22 protein-coding genes are annotated in these 23496 nt (G+C 41.2%); 11 read left to right on the top strand and 11 right to left on the bottom strand.

The genetic code is table 11. From position 1 onward, the window contains the following. Positions 1-138 precede the first annotated feature (138 nt). Entirely contained in the window at positions 139-1314 is a 1176-nt protein-coding gene (locus tag ACSLUK_RS08085) for a flagella assembly protein FlgT middle domain-containing protein (protein ID WP_448548042.1), read from the bottom strand. 4 nt (positions 1315-1318) lie between these two features. Beyond that, positions 1319-2068, bottom strand: coding sequence for a flagellar basal body L-ring protein FlgH (locus ACSLUK_RS08080; RefSeq protein WP_448548041.1), 750 nt, complete (start codon positions 2066-2068; stop codon positions 1319-1321). Positions 2069-2253: 185 nt separating this feature from the next. On the opposite strand from ACSLUK_RS08080, the gene ACSLUK_RS08075 reads away from it, so the two are divergent. Further along, positions 2254-3087, top strand: a complete 834-nt coding sequence (locus ACSLUK_RS08075; RefSeq protein ID WP_448548040.1) for a hypothetical protein — start codon at positions 2254-2256, stop codon at positions 3085-3087. A 9-nt stretch (positions 3088-3096) separates the two neighbouring features. Here ACSLUK_RS08075 and ACSLUK_RS08070 read toward each other — a convergent pair whose 3' ends face one another. Further along, on the bottom strand, positions 3097-3789 hold the full coding sequence (locus tag ACSLUK_RS08070; protein ID WP_448548039.1) for a response regulator transcription factor: 693 nt from the start codon (positions 3787-3789) through the stop codon (positions 3097-3099). 77 nt (positions 3790-3866) lie between these two features. Next, positions 3867-4049 carry a hypothetical protein gene (locus ACSLUK_RS08065; RefSeq protein WP_448548038.1) on the bottom strand — a complete coding sequence of 61 codons (183 nt, stop codon included), beginning with the start codon at positions 4047-4049 and terminating at the stop codon, positions 3867-3869. Between the two features lie 256 nt (positions 4050-4305). Here ACSLUK_RS08065 and ACSLUK_RS08060 point away from each other — a divergent pair, with 256 nt between their 5' ends. Beyond that, positions 4306-5085, top strand: a complete 780-nt coding sequence (locus tag ACSLUK_RS08060; RefSeq protein WP_448548037.1) for a DUF2189 domain-containing protein — start codon at positions 4306-4308, stop codon at positions 5083-5085. Between the two features lie 159 nt (positions 5086-5244). Here ACSLUK_RS08060 and ACSLUK_RS08055 read toward each other — a convergent pair whose 3' ends face one another. Next, positions 5245-6081, bottom strand: coding sequence for an HDOD domain-containing protein (locus ACSLUK_RS08055; RefSeq protein WP_448548036.1), 837 nt, complete (start codon positions 6079-6081; stop codon positions 5245-5247). Positions 6082-6312: 231 nt separating this feature from the next. On the opposite strand from ACSLUK_RS08055, the gene ACSLUK_RS08050 reads away from it, so the two are divergent. The 3 genes from ACSLUK_RS08050 to ACSLUK_RS08040 all read left to right on the top strand — a co-directional run bounded on the left by ACSLUK_RS08050 (position 6313) and on the right by ACSLUK_RS08040 (position 8494). Beyond that, positions 6313-6924 (top strand): fumarylacetoacetate hydrolase family protein, encoded by a 612-nt coding sequence (locus ACSLUK_RS08050; protein ID WP_448548035.1) that lies wholly within the window; start codon positions 6313-6315, stop codon positions 6922-6924. Positions 6925-6964: 40 nt separating this feature from the next. Further along, on the top strand, positions 6965-7870 hold the full coding sequence (locus ACSLUK_RS08045) for a mechanosensitive ion channel family protein (protein ID WP_448548034.1): 906 nt from the start codon (positions 6965-6967) through the stop codon (positions 7868-7870). 99 nt (positions 7871-7969) lie between these two features. After that, positions 7970-8494, top strand: a complete 525-nt coding sequence (locus ACSLUK_RS08040; RefSeq protein WP_448548033.1) for an NADPH-dependent FMN reductase — start codon at positions 7970-7972, stop codon at positions 8492-8494. Positions 8495-8601: 107 nt separating this feature from the next. Here ACSLUK_RS08040 and ACSLUK_RS08035 read toward each other — a convergent pair whose 3' ends face one another. Then, a complete protein-coding gene (locus ACSLUK_RS08035; RefSeq protein ID WP_448548032.1) occupies positions 8602-9780 on the bottom strand; it encodes a hypothetical protein in 1179 nt (392 codons plus the stop codon). Between the two features lie 212 nt (positions 9781-9992). Here ACSLUK_RS08035 and ACSLUK_RS08030 point away from each other — a divergent pair, with 212 nt between their 5' ends. After that, positions 9993-10373, top strand: a complete 381-nt coding sequence (locus tag ACSLUK_RS08030) for a GFA family protein (RefSeq protein ID WP_448548031.1) — start codon at positions 9993-9995, stop codon at positions 10371-10373. A gap of 434 nt (positions 10374-10807) precedes the next feature. On the opposite strand, the gene ACSLUK_RS08025 is transcribed toward ACSLUK_RS08030, so the two are convergent. After that, on the bottom strand, positions 10808-11743 hold the full coding sequence (locus ACSLUK_RS08025; protein ID WP_448548030.1) for a hypothetical protein: 936 nt from the start codon (positions 11741-11743) through the stop codon (positions 10808-10810). A 244-nt stretch (positions 11744-11987) separates the two neighbouring features. Between ACSLUK_RS08025 and ACSLUK_RS08020 the strand changes: the two genes are divergently transcribed. Beyond that, positions 11988-12791, top strand: coding sequence for a UDP-2,3-diacylglucosamine diphosphatase (locus tag ACSLUK_RS08020; RefSeq protein ID WP_448548029.1), 804 nt, complete (start codon positions 11988-11990; stop codon positions 12789-12791). Between the two features lie 57 nt (positions 12792-12848). Here ACSLUK_RS08020 and ACSLUK_RS08015 read toward each other — a convergent pair whose 3' ends face one another. Both ACSLUK_RS08015 and ACSLUK_RS08010 read right to left on the bottom strand, forming a co-directional pair. Then, complete coding sequence (locus ACSLUK_RS08015) at positions 12849-13259, bottom strand: VOC family protein (RefSeq protein WP_448548028.1); 411 nt, start codon at positions 13257-13259, stop codon at positions 12849-12851. A 148-nt stretch (positions 13260-13407) separates the two neighbouring features. Beyond that, positions 13408-15600 carry a TonB-dependent hemoglobin/transferrin/lactoferrin family receptor gene (locus ACSLUK_RS08010; RefSeq protein ID WP_448548027.1) on the bottom strand — a complete coding sequence of 731 codons (2193 nt, stop codon included), beginning with the start codon at positions 15598-15600 and terminating at the stop codon, positions 13408-13410. Positions 15601-15913: 313 nt separating this feature from the next. Between ACSLUK_RS08010 and ACSLUK_RS08005 the strand changes: the two genes are divergently transcribed. Genes ACSLUK_RS08005 through cobN form a run of 3 tightly spaced genes read left to right on the top strand, consistent with a single transcriptional unit; the run spans position 15914 to position 20832 of the window. After that, entirely contained in the window at positions 15914-16444 is a 531-nt protein-coding gene (locus tag ACSLUK_RS08005; protein WP_448548026.1) for a MotA/TolQ/ExbB proton channel family protein, read from the top strand. Further along, complete coding sequence (locus ACSLUK_RS08000; protein ID WP_448548025.1) at positions 16444-16806, top strand: DUF2149 domain-containing protein; 363 nt, start codon at positions 16444-16446, stop codon at positions 16804-16806. The genes ACSLUK_RS08005 and ACSLUK_RS08000 overlap by 1 nt, the downstream gene beginning before the upstream one ends. Before the next feature lie 39 nt (positions 16807-16845). Then, positions 16846-20832 carry a cobaltochelatase subunit CobN gene (gene cobN, locus ACSLUK_RS07995; RefSeq protein ID WP_448548024.1) on the top strand — a complete coding sequence of 1329 codons (3987 nt, stop codon included), beginning with the start codon at positions 16846-16848 and terminating at the stop codon, positions 20830-20832. Positions 20833-20884: 52 nt separating this feature from the next. Here cobN and ACSLUK_RS07990 read toward each other — a convergent pair whose 3' ends face one another. Further along, the gene (locus tag ACSLUK_RS07990; protein ID WP_448548228.1) at positions 20885-21400 is read right to left on the bottom strand and encodes a transposase; all 516 of its coding nucleotides are present in this window, start codon (positions 21398-21400) and stop codon (positions 20885-20887) included. Between the two features lie 39 nt (positions 21401-21439). After that, positions 21440-21703, bottom strand: a complete 264-nt coding sequence (locus ACSLUK_RS07985; RefSeq protein ID WP_448548023.1) for a hypothetical protein — start codon at positions 21701-21703, stop codon at positions 21440-21442. 1512 nt (positions 21704-23215) lie between these two features. Between ACSLUK_RS07985 and ACSLUK_RS07980 the strand changes: the two genes are divergently transcribed. Then, entirely contained in the window at positions 23216-23494 is a 279-nt protein-coding gene (locus ACSLUK_RS07980; RefSeq protein WP_448548022.1) for a hypothetical protein, read from the top strand. Positions 23495-23496: the final 2 nt, after the last annotated feature.

Below are 23496 nucleotides of genomic sequence, written 5' to 3'. Positions count from 1 at the left end.
TTATGCAAAAACCAAGCCGCTTTTCAAGTTGTTGTTATGCTTGGTGTTTTTTAGGTTCGTGCTCGTAGGGCTCTTTTGAGTGTTAAATAAACTGACACTTTATTTTAGCTGCCGATTTTACACTAATGTTCAATGTTTTTAAAACGTTATTGTAGATTTCAAGTAATCATTTAGTTGTACATCGTCAATTAAGGCAAGATCGTCACTTTCCACTATCGCATGTGTTTCATTAGCTTCTATTACGGTCAACTTTGATGATGTTTTCGGGACTAGCAAACGATTTATATGTCCAGTATTGCTGTATATTTGTTGTTGAAGAATAACTTCAAAAGTATCACCAATATTAACACCATGGTGCTGTCCCATATTGATCATGAGCTGGTTACCTCTCTTGTGAATGATTTGTGCTAGCACTGATTGGCAGCGAAGTTGGTTAGTAATGTCCGTAACGGCACTATTAATGGTATTTAATACTGAACGGCCAAAGTCACCACGCCAAAATAAGCTGTTATTTGTATCGACTTGGTGGTTTATGGGGTATTGCCAATTTGCTTCACTGTGATAACGCTTGTCGAACACTATTTTATTGCTAATTGCATCGATCAGATAAACTTGCAGTGTAAAATTTCGACGTGTTGTTACTTCGTCGATAAGCAAGTTATCTTTAAATTGCTCAAACAAGCTGATGTCACGTATATTGCCAAGCAATACAAATTGCTTTTGATGTTGGTTTGCTATGTATCTGGCATTTTCTAGTAGCGTAGTGCGCCATGCGATGGCAGATTGATTATTTGGCGTGATAACGGCATCGAGTAACTGGGGAGCAACTAATGTTGGGTGCGCGGTTAATTGGTTTTTTAGGCGCGTGACAACATGGTGATCGAAATCAAAAATGGCACCAGTTCTGGCTTGTAACGGTTTAACTAAGGGAAACTGGGTAATTAACAACGATTTGGCATAGCGTGATTGCTGACAATCGTTGAGCGTTTTGAAGTCGACATTGACCACAACTGCCAATACGCCATCTATTATAGTTTCACTGATAATGTCGACTCGGCGGATGTGACCTTCGCTTTGTAAAACAGTCTTGCTGCTAAGTAACAAGCCATCGAGTGCAATGTCTTCTGCTCGAATGTAGCTTGAACTTTTCAAAGCCGCATTGGCAATGGCGTTTTTTATTGTTTGGGCACGAACTTCGTCAAAGTTCATGTCGCTTATAGGTTGTTGGGCATTGCCTTTGTACCAAGCTGCATGCAGGGAAGTACATATTAGCAGTGAAAATGGCAATAGGAATTGGCAAATTCTAACACGCATAGTTCTACTCCAGTAAACTAAAAAGTCGACCAATGAACGACTCTTGCTGATTGTCTTGTTGTTTTCCTGTGCCGCTATATTCGATACGCGCATTTCCTATTTTTACTGAGTTGATACTGTTGTCTTTTTCGATATCGCTTATACGTACTTCACCTGAGAATCGAATGTATTCTTCCCCTGTGTTTAATGTGAGCCATTTTTCACCCGCGATGAGCAAATTCCCATTTGGCATGATGTCAACGACATAGACGGTAATATCACCTTTAAGTGAGTTCTTTTGCTTGGTTTGTGCTGAACTGTCAAAGTCATTTGCTTGTTCGTAATCTGCGCTTAAATCATTACCGGCTATCTTAATCGGGCCTGCATTTAAGGTGACTGGTTGAAGTTCAAAAACCCCTTTTTTGTCGGTGCTAAATTTTAGTGATTTATCGGCTGATGTTTTTTCATCGAGTCGAACTAGAATCATGTCGCCGACACCATAAAGGTTGGTTGGCTGATATAGCCCTATGGCGCGCTCTGGTCTGAATAGCGAACCGGAAGGAACTTGCATTGGCTCAAGGGGATATGATCTTACTGGGCGGTATTTTGGATCTCCTGGTGTCACCGGTAGATTTGATGGTGAGAGGATCCTTTGGCTGACTTTGGGATTTGTTGGACTGTCAGTGATCACTTGCTCGTCAAGCGCTGGCTGTGAACTACAGCCGCTAATCAATATTACTAAAAAATAGTTGAACAGCATAAATTTTTTCATCATCGTGTACCTGTTGAACGGTATTAATTGCTTGATTATTGTTATATCTCAACGAGAAATTTTTGCTGTCTAGTTTTGTCATACAGGCTTAAGAAAGCGTAAGAATTGTAAAGAACAGGTAAAAAAGGTCGACGCAACAGGGAGCATGTCCGACATTTTACAGGCCTGAGACTAGCGAGCAAAACGTGATGAATATTGTCCCTTTTAATGATGAGATTGCACCCTACTTAATGAATGGCGAAGTGACTGAGCAAGTTTTTGCAAAGCCTGAGCTATCTAATAAAACAGCAGAACGAAGTAACGGTGCGGGTCGATTTGCTGATGAGTTAATGAGTTTATTGGTTACGCATCAACGTGATGCAGGTGCGACAACTACGCTGCTCGAGCAGTCACAAAGTTTGATACAGCATAACATACTCGGGTTTTTCTCAGGCACAGGGTTCGAGCAGCAACCAATGCCCAACAGTGATCAACAAGAAAGTTTTTTACAACGGCTACAATCTAGTCTCCAGTCAAGCAGCCAAGCACCATACATTACCGTGCCGCAAGTAGATGTGGCCATGGCTAGTGAAAATCGATTCCCACCAACTAATGGTTCTGAAGCTTCCTATGGAGATCGTGTTATCAGTGCCTTGTTTGGCAATAACGGGATTGATTTAACGGATGGATTTGATGCGGTAAACGTTCTGCATCATATACCGTTTGTGTCGACCGTTTATCAGAGTATCAGTGATGCTGATATTAGCACGGCATCTAAACTCGCGGGTGGGCTGCTCTATGGAGGGCCGACAGGCTTGGCATTTTCAGCGCTTGATCTGGCTATTGAAAATATTTCGGGTGTTACTATTGGGGAGAACATTCTCGATTTTAATTATAAAAAAGCGTGGCAGTCTTTGGCCAGTGGATTGATTGAGGTGTTCCGCACTAATTCGACGCCAATGGCAGCAATGACAAATGCTGCTAATATTGACCAAGAGTTTGCGACAACTGCATTTTCTCTTGCACGGCAGTTGTCACGCTAGTTATCGGTGTTAAGCAGTTTCTCTCAAAAAGATATAACCTGCGCCTCTTATGGTTTTAATTTTACTTGGTTGTTCCGCTACCGAGAGCTTCTTGCGTATATTGCTAATATGCATATCAATGCTTCGGTCATAGTAAGAAATTTTCCTGCCGAGTACAGATTCACCGATTTGATCTTTGGCAATAACTTTTCCTGCATTCGCCATTAAGTAATACAGCACCTGAAATTCTGAACCCGTTAAGTCCAACAGACTACCATTACAATGCACTTGTCTTGTTGTTAAGCTAAGTTCCACTTCATTGATATGCAGTATGTTTTGGTGGCGATTGTTGTCAATGTGGCGAACTCTTCGCATCATGGCGTTAATGCGTGCTACAAGTTCGCGGTTATTTAGCGGTTTAGCCAGATAGTCATCTGCTCCTATCTCTAACGCATAGATCCGATCAAAATGGTCATCTCTGGAGCTAATGATCATAACCGGTGTGCGATTGGTTGGTCGTAGCTGCTTTAGTAGTTCAAAGCCGTTCATTTCCGGCAGCACAACATCTAGGAGAATCAAATCAAAGCTATGTTCTAGTGCTTGTTGCAAGCCACAGATGCCATCAAAGCAGCTGGTGACCTCAAAACCTTCTTGTTGCAACAGGGTGTTAAGCGTTGTTGTTAAGTCTTTATCACTGTCTATGAGTAATATTTTATTAGCCATCAGTGTGTACCTTTTATTCTTGTTTTGGATTTGTTCGCAATTCTTATATTTAACGCGCTGGATTCGCACTTTTTACATCAGTGATTAATCAGTAAAAATGGATGGGCGGCAAAAAATGTCTTTTGTGGTGGCAATAAATTGCCGCTTCTCATGATTTGGTTATGTAACAAAGGTGTATCTCTTTTAATTTGTGTTTGTATTTGTTGGTCAACCGCACTGCTTTTATTGATTGCCCGCGTTAATGGTATTGCATCAGGCATTACAAACTCGTTGAACGGTGTGCCTTGGGCAAATTAGACAGCAATAAACAGGCTAGGTTGAGTAAAGAAACGTAAAGTTTTGTCAAGGTGACTAAAGTTGTCTAATCAACGACCGATAAAGTGAGGTTTTGTCTGTTTTTTAGCGGTCAAAATAGGCTGTTGGTGCGCCTTCGAACTTAGGATTTTTGGCATTTTTCCTTTTCGTCATCTATGTTGAAAGATGAGCGACTATAAAGTGAATAAGGAGATGTATTCCATGCCCTCATCAAAAGCAGCTAAAAGCTCCAAAGAATTTGCCCGCACCATTGAAAGTAATAAAGTTGATTTTTCCCTACCGTTTCATTGGCTGGCACTTGCAGTAAATGATTTCATGAGAGCGCCTTTGATTAGCTTAATCTATGGTGTGATTTTTAGCCTGATCCCTGCAGCCATGCTTTATTTGGTTAACGCCACTGAAAATCACTTAGTCATCTTGCCTTCGACGGTTGCGTTTGCACTGATTGGCCCTGCATTTGCCGCCGGACTCTATGACGTTGCATGGGAACTAGAAAAAGGGCACAAGCCTACTTTTAGGCATAGTTTAAAATCGATGTTTCGCAATCCGGTAGGGGAGTGGGGCTTTGCTATTTTACTTATGGTGATAATGATCGCTTGGATGCGTATTGCTGCGTTAATACATGCGCTTTATCCCAGTACGGCAGAGCCAACGTTAGAAGAGTTAATGGCGTTTTTAACGATGGGAACGATGATTGGCGCGATGATTCTTGGTGTAGTGTTCATGTTAACCGCATTTACCCCACAAATTATGATGGAACGTCGAGTGGATATTATGACGGCGATATCAACGTCTATTAAAGCGGTTAATACAAATATAGGCCCTATGGTTCTGTGGGGGATTATCGTTTTGGCAGGTGTGGCAATTGGTTTTGCAACATTTGCTGTTGGTTTTATATTGATCATGCCTATCTTAAGTTTCGCGAGCTGGCATGCGTACATTGCTGTGATTAAAACCAAGCGTGAGCGCAAGTTTGAGTAGTTGGTACATTTAAATCAAAAGGTTAACCCGCAGGCATCCACCCTTTTACGATGTCTGCGGTCACATTCAACGTTTCAATAGTCCTATTCCTGTAGTGAAATTCTAGTCAAAATTCAAAATTCAAAATTCAACTTTCAGAGCTCAAAGTCTCTTTGGCTATCAATGGTTAATATTGAAGTATTCGGTGAATATCGATTCGAAATTGAGTTCGGAAATGCCGAGCATTAGCAGCACTGTGTGCTTAAATTCCTGCCAATCAGGTGAGGGGCGCTCATACTTGGCTTGATATACCATATGTTCAGCTGCCTTTAATACACAAAATGCGAGCTGATAATGTGAGTGACTGGCAGTATCAAAATAGTTGATTGAATGATGATGTAAAATCAGTTGACCGATGTTTTCAGGAAGTTGCCATTGCGTAGCAACCGCATATGCCAACACGGTATGGTCAATATTGTAATGCTGTTGCTCTGCTCGCACAGAGTTGTCGCGATTGTTTAGTGCCTGTGAGAGAACGTCTGCATAGTCTTCATAATGCCTTGCTAATAAAGCCATGCCACTACCTTGAAACACGCCTATGGTAAATAGCAATGAAGATGGAATAGCTTGTCTCACCTTCTCACCAAGAAAAACCATCGCATTGGCAATATCAACAGCGTCTTGCCACAGTTCAACCACTAATTTATTTGTATCCTGCTTAAAGTTGTCGCCCAAAAGCAGTGCGGTGCAGTAACTACACAAGGCGCTCAAGCCATATTTATCAGTGAGCGCTTTAATCTCATTTAGTTGTACTTCTCTGCAAAAATAGGGTGAGTTGATCGTTGCCAATAACTCATGTGAGAGCGCAGGGGTATTATCGATCAATTGGCAAATTGCCACGATGTCCGGTGAGGCATGGTTTACCAGCCGTTCAATTTCTTGCATTGACAACGAGAATGCTGGGATCCGAAATTTTGATGCTAGTTGAGCAAGCTGTACTTGATCAGGAGTATGCATAGTGACCCTAATTACTCAGCCGAAGTTCAAGAAATGTTGATAATCATTAATGTCTTATTCATCAAATGAATAGCTGTGCTAATCACCAGATAAATAATCGTTATTTGGTAAATCATCTATTCGTTTAAAACTAGACCATGATAGACTATTGAGCAAACTCTTCGTCTTCCATACTCGCGATATTACACCCAATTTGTTCAAACGCGGCAGTAGTAATACAGGATCGTTTCTATGAATCACATCATATTAAATAATCAACCAATCACGCCTTCAAAAATCATCTGTATCGGGCGTAACTATGTGGACCATATTAAAGAGTTAGCGAATGAAATTCCTGATGAAATGGTGGTGTTTAATAAGCCAAACTCAGCGATTACATCAGAACTAGTATCTTTTCATCATGAGCCGCTTCATTATGAAGCTGAAATTTGTTTCATTCATCAGCAAGGAAAATTGACGGGTATAGGATTAGGGCTAGATCTGACCAAGCGGGAATTGCAAGCCAAATTAAAAGCGAAAGGGCTGCCTTGGGAGCGTGCTAAAGCGTTTGATGGCTCAGCAATATTCAGCGAATTTATCCCTTTCGATGGAAATTTTGAAGGTTTGAAACTAACCTGCTCAATTAATGGAGCGCTGCGCCAGGCGGGTGGGGTGGAACATATGATATACCCACCGCAAAATATGCAAAAAGAGCTTAGTACATTCATGACATTGACTGATGGTGATGTATTGATGACAGGAACGCCCAAAGGTGTCGGCCAAATCAATCAGGGTGACATTTTTGAGTGTCACTTATACCGTCATGATACGCTATTATTATCTGTACAGTGGCAAGCGCAATAAGCCAGAATAAAAATTTTCTTAGAATATAGGGACTTGATAGATGTTTTCTGAATCCACACCCGCAACTTCATCGTCACAAAGTGATGTGGCAACCTTGAATCCAGCGAAATTACTTAAAGATGAGATCGATCAGGTATCAGCATTTTACCAGTTACTCGTCGATTTTTTTGCAAACTACAGTTTTCAATTGATTGGTGCATTCATTATATTTTTTATTGGCTACTATTTTGCTGGAAAGGTAGCGAAACTGGTATTGCGAGTTTGTGAGAAACAGGAGCTCGATGTAACATTGAGTCGCTTCATTGCTAATGCTTCCCGCATGATTCTTGTGGTCATGGTAGTCGTGATTGCCTTAGGTAAGCTTGGTGTCAGCGTTACGCCTTTTGTCGCAGCAATTGGTGCGATTTCGTTGGGGGCGAGTTTAGCGTTTCAAGGATTACTTTCTAACTATGCTGCAGGTTTCAACATTATTACCATTCGTCCATTTGTCGTTGGAGATACGATTCAGGTACAAGGGGTGAAAGGCATAGTGAAAGAGGTATTATTGGCTTATACCATTATTACGGATGAAGATGGTGTGGAAATCATGATCCCCAATAAGCATATTGTCGGCGAGGTATTACATAACTCCAAATCTGAAACGGTACTTGAGCTTACGGTTGGTATTTCTTATCAAGATAATCCAATGGATGCGGTAGCGCTGATTGAACAAACGCTACAACAGCCAGATTTAAATATTCCTGCTGACAAAATTCAGGTGGGTATTGATGAATTTGCTGACAGCAGTATTAACATTGGTATGCGCCTGTGGATTCCCACGAATACGTTTTATCAAACTAAGTATCAGGTCAACAAAGCGGTATACGTAGCGATTGAAAACGCTGGCATTACGATTCCATTCCCACAACGCGATGTGCATCTTATATCGGCAAAGAACCATGATTAGCTCTTGTTTGGAAAAAATATAATTACATTTGCCTAATTAATCATTTAATGGAATGAATATATACTCACTCTCAAGTTTTACATCAAACGAGAGTGCATTATGAATATACTAGCTTTTGCTGCGACTAGCAGCTCAAAATCAATAAACAAGTTATTGGTGTCACATGCGGCAAACCTAGTGCCCAATGCGAACATAAACATCATTGACTTAAACGACTATGAAATGCCAATTTATAGTCAAGATAAAGAAGAAGCGTTGGGGATCCCTGAGCATGCACAACGCTTTTTCAATCACATCAAAGAAGCTGATGCAGTAATCGTGTCATTTGCTGAACACAATGGTAGTTATACTGCGGCATACAAAAACGTATTTGATTGGGCGTCGCGTATCGACATGAAAGTGTTTCAAGACAAGCCAGTCATTTATTTAGCAACATCACCGGGACCAGGTGGCGCGGCGAGTGTGTTAAGCGCAGCAACTAACTCAGCACCTTATTTTGGAGCGGATGTAAAGGCGTCGCTGTCTATTCCTAGCTTTTTTGATAACTTTGATATGGAAACTAATGCTATTCGCAATGAAGAAATCGCTAATGCGTTGCAAGATGCAATTCGGTTAATTAGTTAGCACGCTCGAGGTCAGTGTCAACTTAACGACTACTTTGTTTAACAATAACGCGTGAAGTCGTGTGTATTGACACTGACCCTAGCCAGAAGCTTTGCTCAGTTCATTCATTACTGGTTGGGGTAAAAGCGTAGCTGCAATACATAGCCGCCATTATTATTAATACCTAAAAAGTAATTAACAACATCGGCAATATTGAAGCTCCATTCATTGACAAATGGCCCCTGACAAGCCACGGTATACTCTGTGTCACCAACAAGTAAGCACACGCCAAATTCTCCCGTTGTTAATGCATTACCTGCTGTTGGATCTGCCCAAGGCTCCGTGGTTGGATCGAAGTTGGCATCGTCATTTTGGTCTGTACCACCTTCCAAATAACCACAAGAGTCGAACTGGCCATTGTTGTCTGAATCGGCAGAGCAGCATAGAGAAACGTCGGTACATACGTAATCGCCGCCTTCATTTAGGCAGAAATCTTCTGGTGCGACAACGCCATTATCAGTGTAGAAATTTGGTTCTGGACGCAAACATACATGACCAGTAAACATAAATAAATCTGTGACTTCTACCGCTTTGTTGACGCCTTTGCCCTTAACAGTCCCTTCAGAGCTACCATCACCACTGCGAGATATCTCGATACCGTCTGAACTTAGGCTACCTATGTGGAGTAAATCACATGGTTCAGTTGCACCGCCTGGATCGGGAATCAATCCGCCTTCGCCATCGTCAACTAACACCACACACTCAGTCTCTACCGATTCTATGTCGGGAATGAGGGTCATGCTAGCTGTACCATTTTTTTTAGGTTTGCCAGTCAATCGGGCAAATACAGCATAGCCGTTCTTATTTTCAGGTAAGAAAAACGCCGCGGGGTCGTTGTCAAATTTTTCCGTACACCAGTTGGTGACTTGCAGTTGTTCCATATCGATAATATCAGCCGCTTTTTTCCCTTTGCCACCGCTTATTACATCGATGTGTTGTTGGTCACTGTTTTCTCTAGGGATAAAAATGACGTTATTAGGGACTTCCAAGCAGGTTTCGCTGCCTTCGAGGGGATCGCAAGACTCACCCGTAAGACTATCTTCATATTTGCTGTATTCCTCCGCGCTTGGGCAATTAAAGTTGCCGGAATCGCGTTCCGACCATTTAGCAATTACATTCAAATTGAAATGAGTACCGGGAGGAAAACCATTCCCGCCTTTTCCCTTACCACCTTTTTCTGCTATCGCTTGAGGTACAAGTAATGAAATAAACAGGAAAGTAAATAGTGTAGTGATGGACAGTTTCATAGAAAGACTCCGTAAAGCTGAGTTCATCCAAGAGTCATTGGCATTGCCGAAATCCTTCGACAACGAAGTAAAGTACATAAAGTATAGAAGTGAGCTGACCTGTTCGCCACACGGGCATTTGCAATATTTAGGGGCACTGTTAGGTTATTTAATGTATAGAGTATGTTAGCTAAAAAAATAATTTGAACGCTCGACCTGTAGGAGACCAACTAATGGAATCGCACCAAGGTAAATGTCCGTGCGGCAATGTGACTGTAAAGATTACACTCCCCGATGATCTAAGTAGTTACCATCCACGCGCATGCGACTGTGATTTTTGTACAGCGCGAGATATTTCCTACTTGTCTAATCCTGCGGGATTACTGGTGATTACAACAGATGTCCCACTTACGGCGCAAAAACAAGGCTCCAATCAGGCAAGCTTTATCACGTGTTCATCATGTCAAACAGTTATTGCAGCCTCCTTACAACAGGATACTGTATTTATTGGCGCATTAAACGCGACACTCTTATTTGATGTGTCTAAATTAGGCACACCTGCACGAGTTTCTCCCAAATTACTGAATGCAAAAAAACTAATTACGTTTTGTTGAATGCGTTGAAGAGGAATCCAGCATTAATCGCATTCAAGCACAACCTAAATCACCAAATTGCGAAAACTACCTAACTAGTTAAAATATTCAAAGGTTACATAGTGCTATGCCAGCGTTGTTCACAAAGACTAACGAATGGGGGTTGGTACAGGGAGTAAGTGGTTTCCTGTACCTGTTACCTCACAATGACTCACATTTTTTCTATTCGTCTTTTTTGACATAGTTTTGCTCAACATACTCGAGCATGTGTTTCCTAACAATAGCGATTACTATAAGTGAAAATGTATACGCGTATAATTGTTCAAAATGATAACTTGCATAAGCAAAAAAAATAGCAATTACAATTAAGTTAAATGCGCCACTAAGATTGTTCTTGTACATATGTCCAACCGATATTTTAAATAAATTTTTCATCTGACTCTGATTTCATTACGTTAACATTGAACAACTGTAATTTCTGTCCATGTAGTACATCCACCGCCAGTACATACACTATGATAGGTTTTTTGGGTACAAAATGAACTTCCTCCCGAATTACTGCCAGATCCTGTACCAATGGAACCTGTGTCTCCTGTTCCTCCACCATCTGAAGAATCATCACCAACGTCACTATCATCACCACCATCGTCTATGTTTTGTTGGCATTCTTCTAGTGCTAATCGCGCTTGTTCATAGCTTCTATTACACTGGTATGATGTCTCGCTTTGATTATCTATCGCTGTAAGATATGCTCCGAAAGCTGTTACACAGCCTAGTTTCGTAGGTTCCACGGTGCACGCGAGCATAACTCCTATTGCTGTAAGCATTGTATTACGTTGAGAAGAGCGAATGCACCTATCATGCGTACTGTAGCCATTGAAGCCAAAATTTGTAAATTGATTTTGTTCTGCAGCACATGACGAACTACTTGAAAATGCGCTAGCATCTAAATCCAAAAAGTGTGAATAATTACAAGGTACAGCAATATTTCCATCAAAACATTCACCCGGTGGTACAACGGGTATAGAGGAAGGAGAGTTTTCAAATTTATCATATACTTCAAGCAAGTTTAGGATTGAAGGATCAACATCCCAGTCAGTAGCGTTCGGTGAATCTACAATGAATAGCTCTGTTAGGCCAGTCACTTTGCTATATCGAGTAATTTTTCCATTTGTCGCGTTTAATTTTAAGTAGCTGCCATCATAGAAATTAAAGTTGGTACTTCTAATTGACGCAGAAATACGAATCGATTGAGCATTGTTGTTTTGGTAGAACAAGTAGCTTCCTTCACCAACTAGCTCTAGCGTACCATGTTCATTTTTCTTGATAATTGTTTCCGATAATGCTGGAAAGCAGTATAGAATTGCGATAATGATAAGATGTATTTTCATTTTATTAATTTCCTTATAAATCTTGATACTCTTCAATGAGTAATCAATAAATTATCAGTTTATTAACTTAATTGCAATATTTCATAGGCACAGTGCATAATATAAAGCTTATTTACAGCACGTAAATATTACCTTTAGTAGTTAGTACTACTTGAATCATGGTGCTTCAAAAAAACTTCAACTTTCCTTCGCGATTCTGACATTAATGTTTTCTAGCCTTAATAAAAAACAATAGGGCTAGGTTATGGCGAATTTATTACCCGATAAAATCAAAGCGAGAGCGGTTTGGATATCTGATGTTCATCTTGGTTATAAAGACTGTAAAGCTGAATACCTGTTAGCATTCTTGGACAGACTTGAATGTGACACCTTGTATTTAGTAGGAGATATTGTGGACGTTTGGTCGTTATCACGTAATTTCTATTGGCCGGTTCAGCATAATAAAGTGATTGGTAAATTAATGAAAATGGCACGACAACGTTGCCGTGTTATCTATGTTCCAGGAAACCATGATGTTAATTTCAGGGAGTTTGTTGGCCAAAAGTTTGGAGCGGTGGAAGTGCATAAGCAATTTATCCACGAAACGGTTGATGGTCGCCGCATGTTAGTAATGCATGGTGATGAGCTTGATAATGTTATTCGTTTTAGTCGCTTCAATCGCATTGTCGGCGATAGTGCGTATGATTTTTTATTGTTTCTTAATCGCTGGACAAACTATGCACGTAAGCGACTAGGTTATGGTTATTGGTCTCTGGCGAAGTATTTAAAAGTGCGTGTTAAAAAAGCGACGTCCGCAATAACCACGTTTGAAGATGCGGCAATAGACTATGCTAAGCGAAAAGGGCTCGATGGCGTGATTTGTGGGCATATTCACCACCCGAATATTCGTGAAAGAGATGGCATTCTTTATTGTAATGATGGTGACTGGATAGAAAATTGTACCTTTATGATTGAAACCGCATCAGGCAGGCTAGAGATAATGCATTGGACTGATCACATGCAACAAGCGCAAGTAGTCAATTTAAGCGATATTCGTCGCGTGGCATAACCGCTATGCGTAAAAATTTATCAATAGCAGTAGCTGGCTGAACTAAGGGCGAGCGGTTTAAACATCGTCTATCGGTTTAAGTTCGATGGTATTTTGATCGGGATCTTTGATGTAAATAGAGCGACCAAAACCCGTTGCACCATAGCGGTTACTGATGTCGAGTACTTGAACCCCTTGTCCTTTTAGATACGCGACTAACGCCTCTTCGGTGATATCAGTGAGTTGCAGACAAAAGTGGTCTAAGTTTCGTCCTTCGTTTTGTGGCGCTTCACCGCCGATGCGGCCGAGTTCACTGTTAACATTAACGATATCTATCAGCGCATTACCCGCACGTAACTGGGTTAGGCCTACGTCTGCGGCTAATTCACGTTCGATAGGACAATGTAACACGTTCGCGTAAAAATCCAGCATATTCGCCACATTTTGCGTGCGAAGCACGATATGGTCTATCCCCTTAATTTTCAACATACCTGTCTCTTGTGCGTGATAAATTTAGGTTAGCTTAACGTGCGGGGAAGGTTATGCCAAGCGCCAGTTTGTGCAAAAAATACGGTGTTAAAAAAAACGCCACACCTTTTGGTATAGCGTTTATCGCATTGGTATAAGTAAATGTGCTTTAGAACTGATAGCTCACGTTCACACTTGCCGCACGACCTTGCTCAGTTAGATAGGCTAAATCGGCATCTATTTTATGACCTGCTGCATTGTTGTAACGCACATATTCTTTATCTGTCAGGTTGGTGACAGCCAAATTCACGCGTAAGTCAGGGCTAACTTCATAACTTGCTAAGAAATCTAGTGTACCGTAACCGGCAATTTCAGCATCCCCTTGGTTAACTTTGGTCATGCGCTTTGCCCAGTTTAGTACGATATCCGCAGATAATTGCTCGCCGTTATAGCTAACACCAGCTACTCCTGACAGTGGTGCAATGCTGGTAATATAGTCGTTTGTTTCATCGTTTTTGCCATCTTGATAAGCGGCATTGGCAAACATGCTAATGTTGTTATCTAAATGGTATTGAACACTGGCTTCTACACCATCAATAGTTACCGCATCGATGTTTTGATATTGATAAACCAAAACTTGTGACTCTTGTCCCGTATAGCGGTTTATAGACGTCTCTGTGTCTATGAGTTGGGTGGCAAGGAAGTTGTCAAATTTCGTATGGTAGATCGCCGCATTAAAATAGAAATCCCCTTGGTGGCCACGCAGCCCTATCTCGTAAGTGTCACTTTCTTCCGGTGACAAATCATCACTTGGGACTATTTTGTAGCCGTAAATGGAGTTGTCGTGATCTATGTAGGCAAGATCGTATGCTGGCACTTTAAACCCTTGCCCATATTGAGCAAACAGTGACATCGTTTGATTGAGGCGATAGAGTGCCCCAACATTCAGCGATACATGGTTTTCGTCAAAATCTCGGTAGGCTTCACCGTCTGCTTTTAGCGCACCATTGGCATCCATGTCGTACATATCAAAACGAATGCCCGGGGTTACAGTAAGATCACCATTAAGCAATGTGATTTCATCATTGATAAATAATCCTGCGCGGAATACGTCAGTTTCAGGGAATTTATCAGACGTTTGTGGGTAGCCTAGCTTAGGTGTACCTTCTACTTCATAAAGTTTAACTTCGGTACGTAAGGCTTCAGATTTCTCGATATCTAAACCGTAGCCTAGTGTGTGCTGAGAATTTAACTCAAAACTTGCGTTTGAAAGGAAGCCGACGGTGTTATTTTCAAAGCTGGATGTTTTCCACATGTCACGCATTTCAACGATAGGAAAGCCAAAGTTGGCATCAATATCGAGCAATCCATATTCAACGTCTATTTGTTTGGTGCGATTAGAGTACACAGAAACGTTGAGAATATCGTAAATGGGGGTTGCCGTTTCTGAGTAATACCTTAATTGAACAGAAGTATTGTCTTGTTCACTATTACTACGTTCTGAAACGATGTCATATCCTGGTAGGCCACGAAAATACTCAAGAAGACCATACGCTGAATCACCCGAAACTTCTTGCTGCCAGTGATCAACCGTCAATGAAACAAAATCCATAGCATTTAAGTTATATTTACCTTTATACATGACACTGTCAGATTCAATATCAAGCGTAGGTTTGGTCTCGTGAAAGTTTTGCTGTTCATTACCTTCTCTATGAGTAAGGTTTAACAAATGCTCGAAGCCACCCGTTTGCAGCGCTAAAGTGCCGCCAATATTGGTTTGCTCGCCCGTGTCGCTATAACCAGCTTTAACTTTAGCAGCAAAACGTTCACCTTCGAGTAAGTAGTCTGATGCGTCTTTGGTGGTAAATACTACAATGCCACCTAGTGCGTCTGAACCATATAATGATGATGCTGCACCTTTAGCTATTTCTACTTGCTTTAAGGTGTCGGTTTCAATGAAGCCACGGCCAACAATATCGTTCAAACCATTTGCTCCATAACCTTCGTTCATGCGCATACCATCTTTAATCATCAAGATGCGATCGCCACCCATACCGCGCACAATGAAATTCTGTGCGCCACCTTGCGAGCCTGTTACCTGCACGCTAGGGTCGTATTTAAACAACTGGTTCATATCATTAACCAGTTGTTTTTCTAAATCTTCTTCTGTTACGACTGAAATGCTGCCAGCAACGTCTTTAAGGGCTTTTTCGGTGCGAGAACCACTCACAACAATTACTTCCATATTTCTGGCAAGATCTTCACTAGATGCGTCACCAGCTGCAAATACAGCAGTAGACTGAATGGATAAAAGTGCAGCTGACACTGCACAAGCTAGCACCTTAGGTGTTGGCTTAAACATAGTGTGTATTTTCCTAATTGAGAGATAGATACCTAGCGCAGAACTAATGAAAGGCTAGCTGGGTTAGTTAGGGGGGATTAACGTTCCCAGCAAGCTTTTCATTAGCTACATCAGCGTGTCGGTATCTTTTTTGGGCTTACATTTTCTAATCGAAGCTAAGCATACATCAAAAAATACAAAAGTAAATACAAATGAGAATAATTTTTATTTGAATCTTTGTTCGGTTTAAATTACATTACGCCAAAGAAAACTGAGGTGGATGTTTTTCACCAATATAAAGGGGCATTAGCCCACAATTCTAAGGTATGGCATTTTGAATATTATTTTTGTAGAAAACATGATGGCTGATGTGTCGACATTGCTAATGACACCAGTGATTTTGACAATCGTAGTTCTTCTTATTTATTCAGTATTTGCGATGGGAAAATTTTTATCGCAGTACTTGGTTAGAAAGAAAAATGCACTAGCTTACACAAGGACAGTGGCTGATCAGCAGCAAAATTGGATTGCGGGCTATCCAGTTCATAACTACTTCATCGAAAATCCTCATGCGAGCGAAGACGAGCTTGAAGTTGTCGCGCTGAAAAAACTCGAAACATTACGTATTGTTACTCGTATCGCGCCGATGCTGGGGTTAATTGCAACAATGATTCCAATGGGGCCAGCGCTTCAAGCATTAGCAGACGGCAACATTCAAGGTATCAGTGAAAATCTAATTATTGCTTTTGCTGCGGTAATCTGGGGTTTAGTGATTGCCTCACTTACGTTTTGGCCAGCTTCGGTGAAGAAGCGCTGGTGTGCACATGAGTTAATCAATATTCGCAAAATCCGGGGAACAAACTAATGCGTTTCTTAGATGAAGACGAGGAGCTAAACCCTATCGTCAGCGCGATTAACTTAGTTGATGTCTTTTTGGTGATTATCGCCGCGCTATTGATCGCTCTGGCACAAAATCCACTCAACGTATTTTCCAGTGACGACGTTACTGTCGTCAAAAACGCAGGTAAACCTAACATGGAAGTCATTGTGAAGAAGGGCAAAGAAATTAAGCAGTATAAATCAACGGGTGAAATTGGTTCAGGTGAGGGAATGCGTGCAGGTGTTGCTTACAAGATGGCCGATGGCAGTTTTGTTTATGTGCCTGAAGGCGACAGTGTGCAAGGCTCTACGAACCAGAACCGCACTAATCAAAATCAAGCGAACTAGATGTCGGCCAATAATATGTTCAATAAGAAGAACTCCAACATGATTAAACAATTCAAAACAACATTATTCATTGTGATGACTATGGTCACTCATTGGGTGTTCGCTGCCAGTGAACAACCCGAAGTTTTGCTAATGATGTCTTCACATGCTTCCAAACCAAAGGGTGACTTGCTTAAAAGTTTGGCAAAAGACCAGCCTTTTAAATTCACTGTGTATTCAACCAAAGGTAAATCGGAAGAGACCATAAAAGCTGATTGGTCAGGCGCCAAGCTGGTGATGCTTGATGGCATTAACCCAGCACTGTCAAAGTTCATGTTCGCAAAATACCAATCGTATTTAAGTGAGATGCCAAACGTTCCAGTGATTTCGCTTGGTGATTTACACAACGAAAAAATGAATCAAGGATTGTCGGCTGAAGATCGCAATACCGTTGGTGCATACTACAAGAATGCGGGACGAGAAAACTATCGTAATCTGATGATTTATATATCGAATCAAGTGCTTGAAACAAGTGAACGTCAAGCCATGCCTGTGCAAGAAGTGCCGAATGTTGGTTTATATCACTACGGCCTAGATAGTCAGGTAACAAGTGATGAAGCTATGTTCTTCCAATATCTTAATGCACAGGCTGATCAACCTGTAATTGCTGTTGGTATGCACCGCAGCGTTGTGGATTATGAACAGCAACAAATCGTTGACAACCTGATTAAATCGTTAGAAGAAAAAGGCGCCAAAGCATTCGGCTTTTACTTTGAAGGTAACGATGAAGCCCTAAATTACACCGAATTACTGATTGACGACAGCGGTAAAGCACGGGTTGATTTAATCATTAACTATCGCGCGTTGCATTATGTAGAAAAACGCCGCGCTGAATTCGAAAAAGTTGGGGTGCCAGTTTTACATGCGTTGAACTATACCGAAGGTGACCAAGCTAAGTTTGAGCAAGATAATGCAGGTGTTTCACCTTCGTTAACCCCATTTTTTCTGGTAATGCCAGAAGATACTGGCAGCGCCGATCCAACTATTATTGCGGCTAATCAAGATGGTGAGAAAGTGGCGATCCCTTATCAGTTATCGGCATTTGCTGAGCGGGCCTTTAATCATGCGAAATTAGCACATACCGTTAATGCAAAGAAAAAGGTCGCCACGTTCATTTGGAACTATCCTCCAGGCGAGAAAAATGTGGGTGCGGCGTTCCTTGATGTCCCGAGTTCTATCGAGCAAATTGCTAAAGCGATGAAAGCCAAAGGGTATAATGTTGAGGTGACAGACCATAAACAACTTATTGAATATGCAGGAAAACTACTTAGGCCGTATTATCGTGGTGAAGATGCCGAAGCCTTAGTTGAATTGGGATTGGCTGATTACTTACCGCTGTCGACTTATTTGACTTGGTTTAATGGACTGCCAGAAGCAGTTCGTCAACCGATAATTGAGCGCTGGGGAGCACCCGAAAACAGCAGTATGTTGCGTAGTGCTCAAATAAACGGTGAATCAGTTGACGCCTATGTGATCCCGCGTATGGATCTGGGGAATTTGATTGTGATGCCGCAAGGCGTACGTGGTGAAAACGCAAAAGAACATTCGTCGCTCTATCACAGTACCAAAACACCCATAAATCACAGCTATTTAGCGATATATTTGTATGCTAGAGAAGTATTTGGTGCTAATGCTTTTATTCATCTTGGCACCCATGGTTCGCAAGAGTGGCTAACTGGTAAAGAGCGTGGGTTGTCTGTGTATGACGCACCAAGTCTGGCTATCGGCAACATTCCGGTATTCTACCCGTACATTATCGACAATGTGGGAGAGGCAATGCAGGCAAAACGTCGCGGTCGCGCAACCATGATCAGTCATTTAACGCCTGGGTTTGCTAAAGCAGGTTTATATACAGACGTTGCTGAGCTCAATGAGAAAATTGCTAATTATATGATGCTGGAGCAAGGGCAAACCAAGCAGAACACCAAAGACGAAATCATCGCGATGAGCGAGCGATTAAACATGCTGTTAGACTTATCATTGAGCAAAGAAAGTTTGATGGGCGAGTTTGAGCAACATCTCGTGACTATTCAAGATCACTTAAATCAATTAGCACAAATGAGCCAACCATTAGGTATTCACATTTTTGGCTTGTTGCCTGAAGATGCACATTTATACACGACGATTTTGCAAATGTTGGGAGATGATTATACTGCGCGTGCTGCTGACTATGAGCTAGCACATGGCATGACCTTGCCTGCAACAGCACAATTTGATGAGCGCAATGTTCGTCAGTTGTCTGCATTAGAAGGCTTTCAATTGCTAGCAGCGTACATAGCGGGCAAATCGTTGCCAGATCTTGATGACCAGCTAACGGAAGATTTGAAACTGGCTAAGCGCTATTGGGACAACTTTCAGCATATTTCGGAAGTTGAGAATTTAATGGCTGCGTTAGAGGGTAATTATATTCCGGTGAGTTACGGTGGTGACCCAATCCGTAATCCAGACGCTGCGCCGACAGGAAGAAATCTCATTGGTTTTAATCCGGCAAAAGTACCATCGAAAGAAGCTTATGATGCGGGCATTACCTTGATGGAGCAAACAATTGCTCAGTATCGTGAAAAACATGGTCGTTATCCGGAAAAATTGGCGTTTTCTCTGTGGTCGTTGGAAACTATGCGTCATCAGGGCGCGTTAGAAGCGCAAATTTTGCATGCACTGGGCTTAAAGCCTAAGTGGAATCGTCAAGGCAATGTGGTTGATACGGAAGTTATTCCCTATAGCGAACTTAAACGCCCGCGCATTGACGTGGTAATTTCAGCGACGGGCTTGTATCGCGATGCATTTCCAAACGTCATGCTATGGCTGGCAAAAGCGATAGATAAAGTAGCGCAGATGAAAGAAGAAAATAATTTTGTCTATCGTCACACCAGCGCACTGAAACAATCGTTGCTTGAACAAGGTAAATCACCAGAAGATGCTGAATATCTCTCGTCTATTCGTATATTTTCTAATGAAACAGGTAACTATGGAACTGGGTTAGCGGCAACGAGTTTAGCATCAGACACGTGGGATGACGACAGCAAGCTAGCGAATCTTTATTTAGACCGCATGGGTTTTGCTTTTGGTAAAGACGAAAGTCGCTGGAGCGAAAATGTGGGTGAAACGGGTTTATACGCGCAAGTATTATCAGGCACCGAAGGCGTCATATTTTCGCGTTCAACCAATCTATATGCGCTGATGACCAACGATGATCCGTTTCAATATTTTGGCGGTATCGGACTCGCTGTTCGTCACTTAGATGGCAAAACCCCTGAAATGTACGTCTCAAACCTACGCCGCAAAGATAAGTTGAAAACGCAAACGCTTGAGCAATTTGTTAATCAAGAAATGCGTAGCCGTTATTTTCATCCGCGTTGGATAAAAGCGATGCAAGGCTCCGGCTATGCAGGTGCAACAGCTATCCTTGACCGCATGAATAACATGTGGGGGTGGGAGGTGATGACACCAGAAGCAATTCGTGACGATCAATGGCAGGAGTTTTTTGAGGTTTATGTTGAAGACAAATATCAAATGGATATGCGTGAATTTTTTGAAGAACATAATGCTGAGTCTTTGGCGCAAATCATCGAGCGAATGCTAGAAGCGGTGCGTAAGGGATATTGGCAAGCGGAACCAGAAACCGTCAAAAAGATGATGGAAACATATACCGAATTAGCCGCTGAATTTGATGTGGCCACTGACAACGAGAAGTTCAATGCGTACATGGATGCACAAGCCGCTGGCTTTGGTTTAACGCCTTTGTCGCAAGCTTTAGCCCAAGCCCTAGCGCAACCTACAGCGGTTACTGCACCTGCTACTCAGCAAGTCTCGGGTCAAAAATTGGCAGAGCAGGCAAAGGCTGAACCTGTTGAAACAGACTATCGCGCTGTATATGCCTTGCTGGTAATTTTCTTACTTGGTGCGCTAAGCCAATGGATTGAACGCCAGCCTAAAAGCCGTCAAACGGTGGAGAAATCAGAAGAAGAATTGCGAAAAGCGGCGTAAGCTTGAGTTGGTAAAACCTATGGGGTCAGAGTCTGAGGGATCCCCACAAATTCTATAACGCTTCAAAGGAATATGCACCGCCAGTTAAATTTAGTTGATTAATTGCGTTCAATAGCGCTCTAGCTGAGAACTTTGCATATCGGTTTGCCATGACACGCAAGCCGATAAAGTGAAGTGATAGTACGTTCTTATTTTTCAAACTATTTGCTTGGTATTGGTGGTGTTGTTTGGTGTTTCTCGCCATTAATCCAATGGCCATTAGCAGCCAATGTGCTAGGGTGGTTAGTAGAATCAAAATTGACAACCTTTTGATATTCCTTGTTTTATTATATTCAAATCCTTGGCCAAACTGATGGCTTTTTATATCCCTAAAGCCTTCTTCTATTTCCATACGCAAACGATATATTCTCACTGTTCGTCTAGCGAGTTGATTTCCTTGAGGGAGTGATGTCGCTAGCAACCATGGGTCACGCGCTGATTTTCGATAGACTTTATTGGTTTTAGAGCGTCTTTTCTCACCTGAGTGATTTAGGACTTGTCTGCCTTTGCTCTTCTGTTTATAAAGTATTAGCTGACATGCTAACCGATTGCTTTTTGCAATCGCTCCTTAAAATGATTTAGGGCAACTAGTTGCTCTAGCGTATAAATGCGTAATACATTGCCATACTTTGTTATCAAAACTATAAAAGTTAGGTAACCGTACCCGTCCAACAAAGTCCCATTCTTGTGCTAAAACAGCCCGAAACCATGGTGTCTTAAAGCCAGCATCTGTGACAATAATCGGTTTACTTGTGCCATCCAGTATTCTTGCCAAGTTAGCTAAAAACTTTTGATGTGTTTGAGGTTTTTCTTTGGTTTTAATGTCGTGCACTTCTTCATATAAACAAATTCCTCGTCCATGTGAAGCAAGTGTTGCTCTAAGTAAAAAGTGACTTTTGTGTTCATCTAAATCTGATCAATCAACTAAGATAATAGGGCGCTTAGCTTTTCCTATCGTGAATTTAGCTAAAGACTGATACATTGAAAAAGCTTCATGTTGCAAATGAGTATTAGACAACAGCCGATCCGCTCGTTTAATTCTATGCTTTTCCTTTGCTCGTGAATTAATACCTCGACCAAGATTAGTCACAGTGGCATTAGCGCCAGTTAACAAGCTTTCAATCGAAGAAATTAAGGAAGTTCTTCATCTAGCATGCATATTGGGGGTGACAAGGGTTAAAGTTTTCTTCAGTATAGGGAGAGCATTCATGGTGTTTCCAGTTGGTTAGTTTTGTTTGGCGATAGATCTGATCACCAAACACCATGAATGTTCCCTCATTTTAAAATTATTTAATTGATATATAAGAAATATTTGTGGGGATAGCTCAGGGTCAGAGTCAATAAACTGTATGCTTTGCTTGAATGTAAGTTTGGATTTTCGTTTAGTTGATTCTGACCCCAGTTCGATTTTGATTTGTAAGAAAAGTTCAAATGCCTAAGACATTTGCACTTCTCTTACATGTAAGCTCGAAGTTCAACCACACAGCGTTTGTAAATTTCCCCCCATCGTATGGCTAGTGTTATTTAAAGTGATTTTATCACTTACCAATAGCGCAACATTTTAAGTAATCCTAACTAGAAGTACCTAGTACTTGCTGATGGCGTTATTGGCATAGTAATTCTAAATATTCGATAGTTGTAACTATCAAAGTTCTCGACGTCGCATATTCGGGGCTTGTTATGAATTTAAATGATTTATCTAAAAAATTAGTTCTTTATAAATGCTAATATTTGTTAATACTTTCTAATATAGGCTATACGTACGCTTTTGATTAATAGATTCTAGTTACGCTCATGGTTTTACGAGCGTCTTACAACTGAAAGTTTCCTGTGGTTTATCCTTATGGGAAGTGAAAACTTAAATATGGCTAGCTAATATTTGTGCGTTTAACCTAGTTAATTTTGACGGTACTGACGCATACACATGAAGAGTGTTTTAGTGACATATTTAACTTAGCCAAAATCAGAGGGAACTGTATTTTATAACTTATAAAGCAAAAGGATTCTATTGTGAAAAAGACACTATCGACTATAGTTTTTTCTTCAGTTATAGTCTTAACTGGCTGTTCTTCAACGGGGGGGGAAAGTAAAAGGAGGAGCTGAAATCAAGAATACTCCTAATGGACAAGAACAAAGAATATGGGTTGAAGGGGAAGTAACGTTTGGAGCTAGGTTACTTAGAAACGCTGGAAATTTAATTGCGAGCCTAACAGGGTTTAGTTATGAAGATTGGATGGGATTAGATCCTAGTATCTATTCATTGACTATCGAAGATCCTAATTCTACTTTTACAATAGTCCAGAATAATGAGGCTATTGTGAGTGTTTATAGTGGAGGAGATTTAGTGGACTCTAAAAGGTTCAGTTTGAATAAGTCAGGAAGTGTGTTAACTTTCAGTAACTCTTCATCGGTTAAATCATGGTCACAACAATTTGTGGATATAGCGGATAAAGTGGTAGTTGAAGTGGTTGCATCGACAACTAATTTAACAGCAAACGATGTATTGGTTGCTGCAAAATGGAAAGAGCGTAATAGTATATTGTCCAGTCTTACTTATAGTGTTCCTGCATGTCCTGGAGAACAATACCCAACACCAGAACAACCATATTGCGGAAATTATTAGTA

It is taken from the genome of Thalassotalea fusca (genome assembly GCF_053485835.1).
The sequence above is the reverse complement of the archived record's forward strand: the minus strand, read 5'-3'. Positions and strand labels throughout refer to the sequence as shown.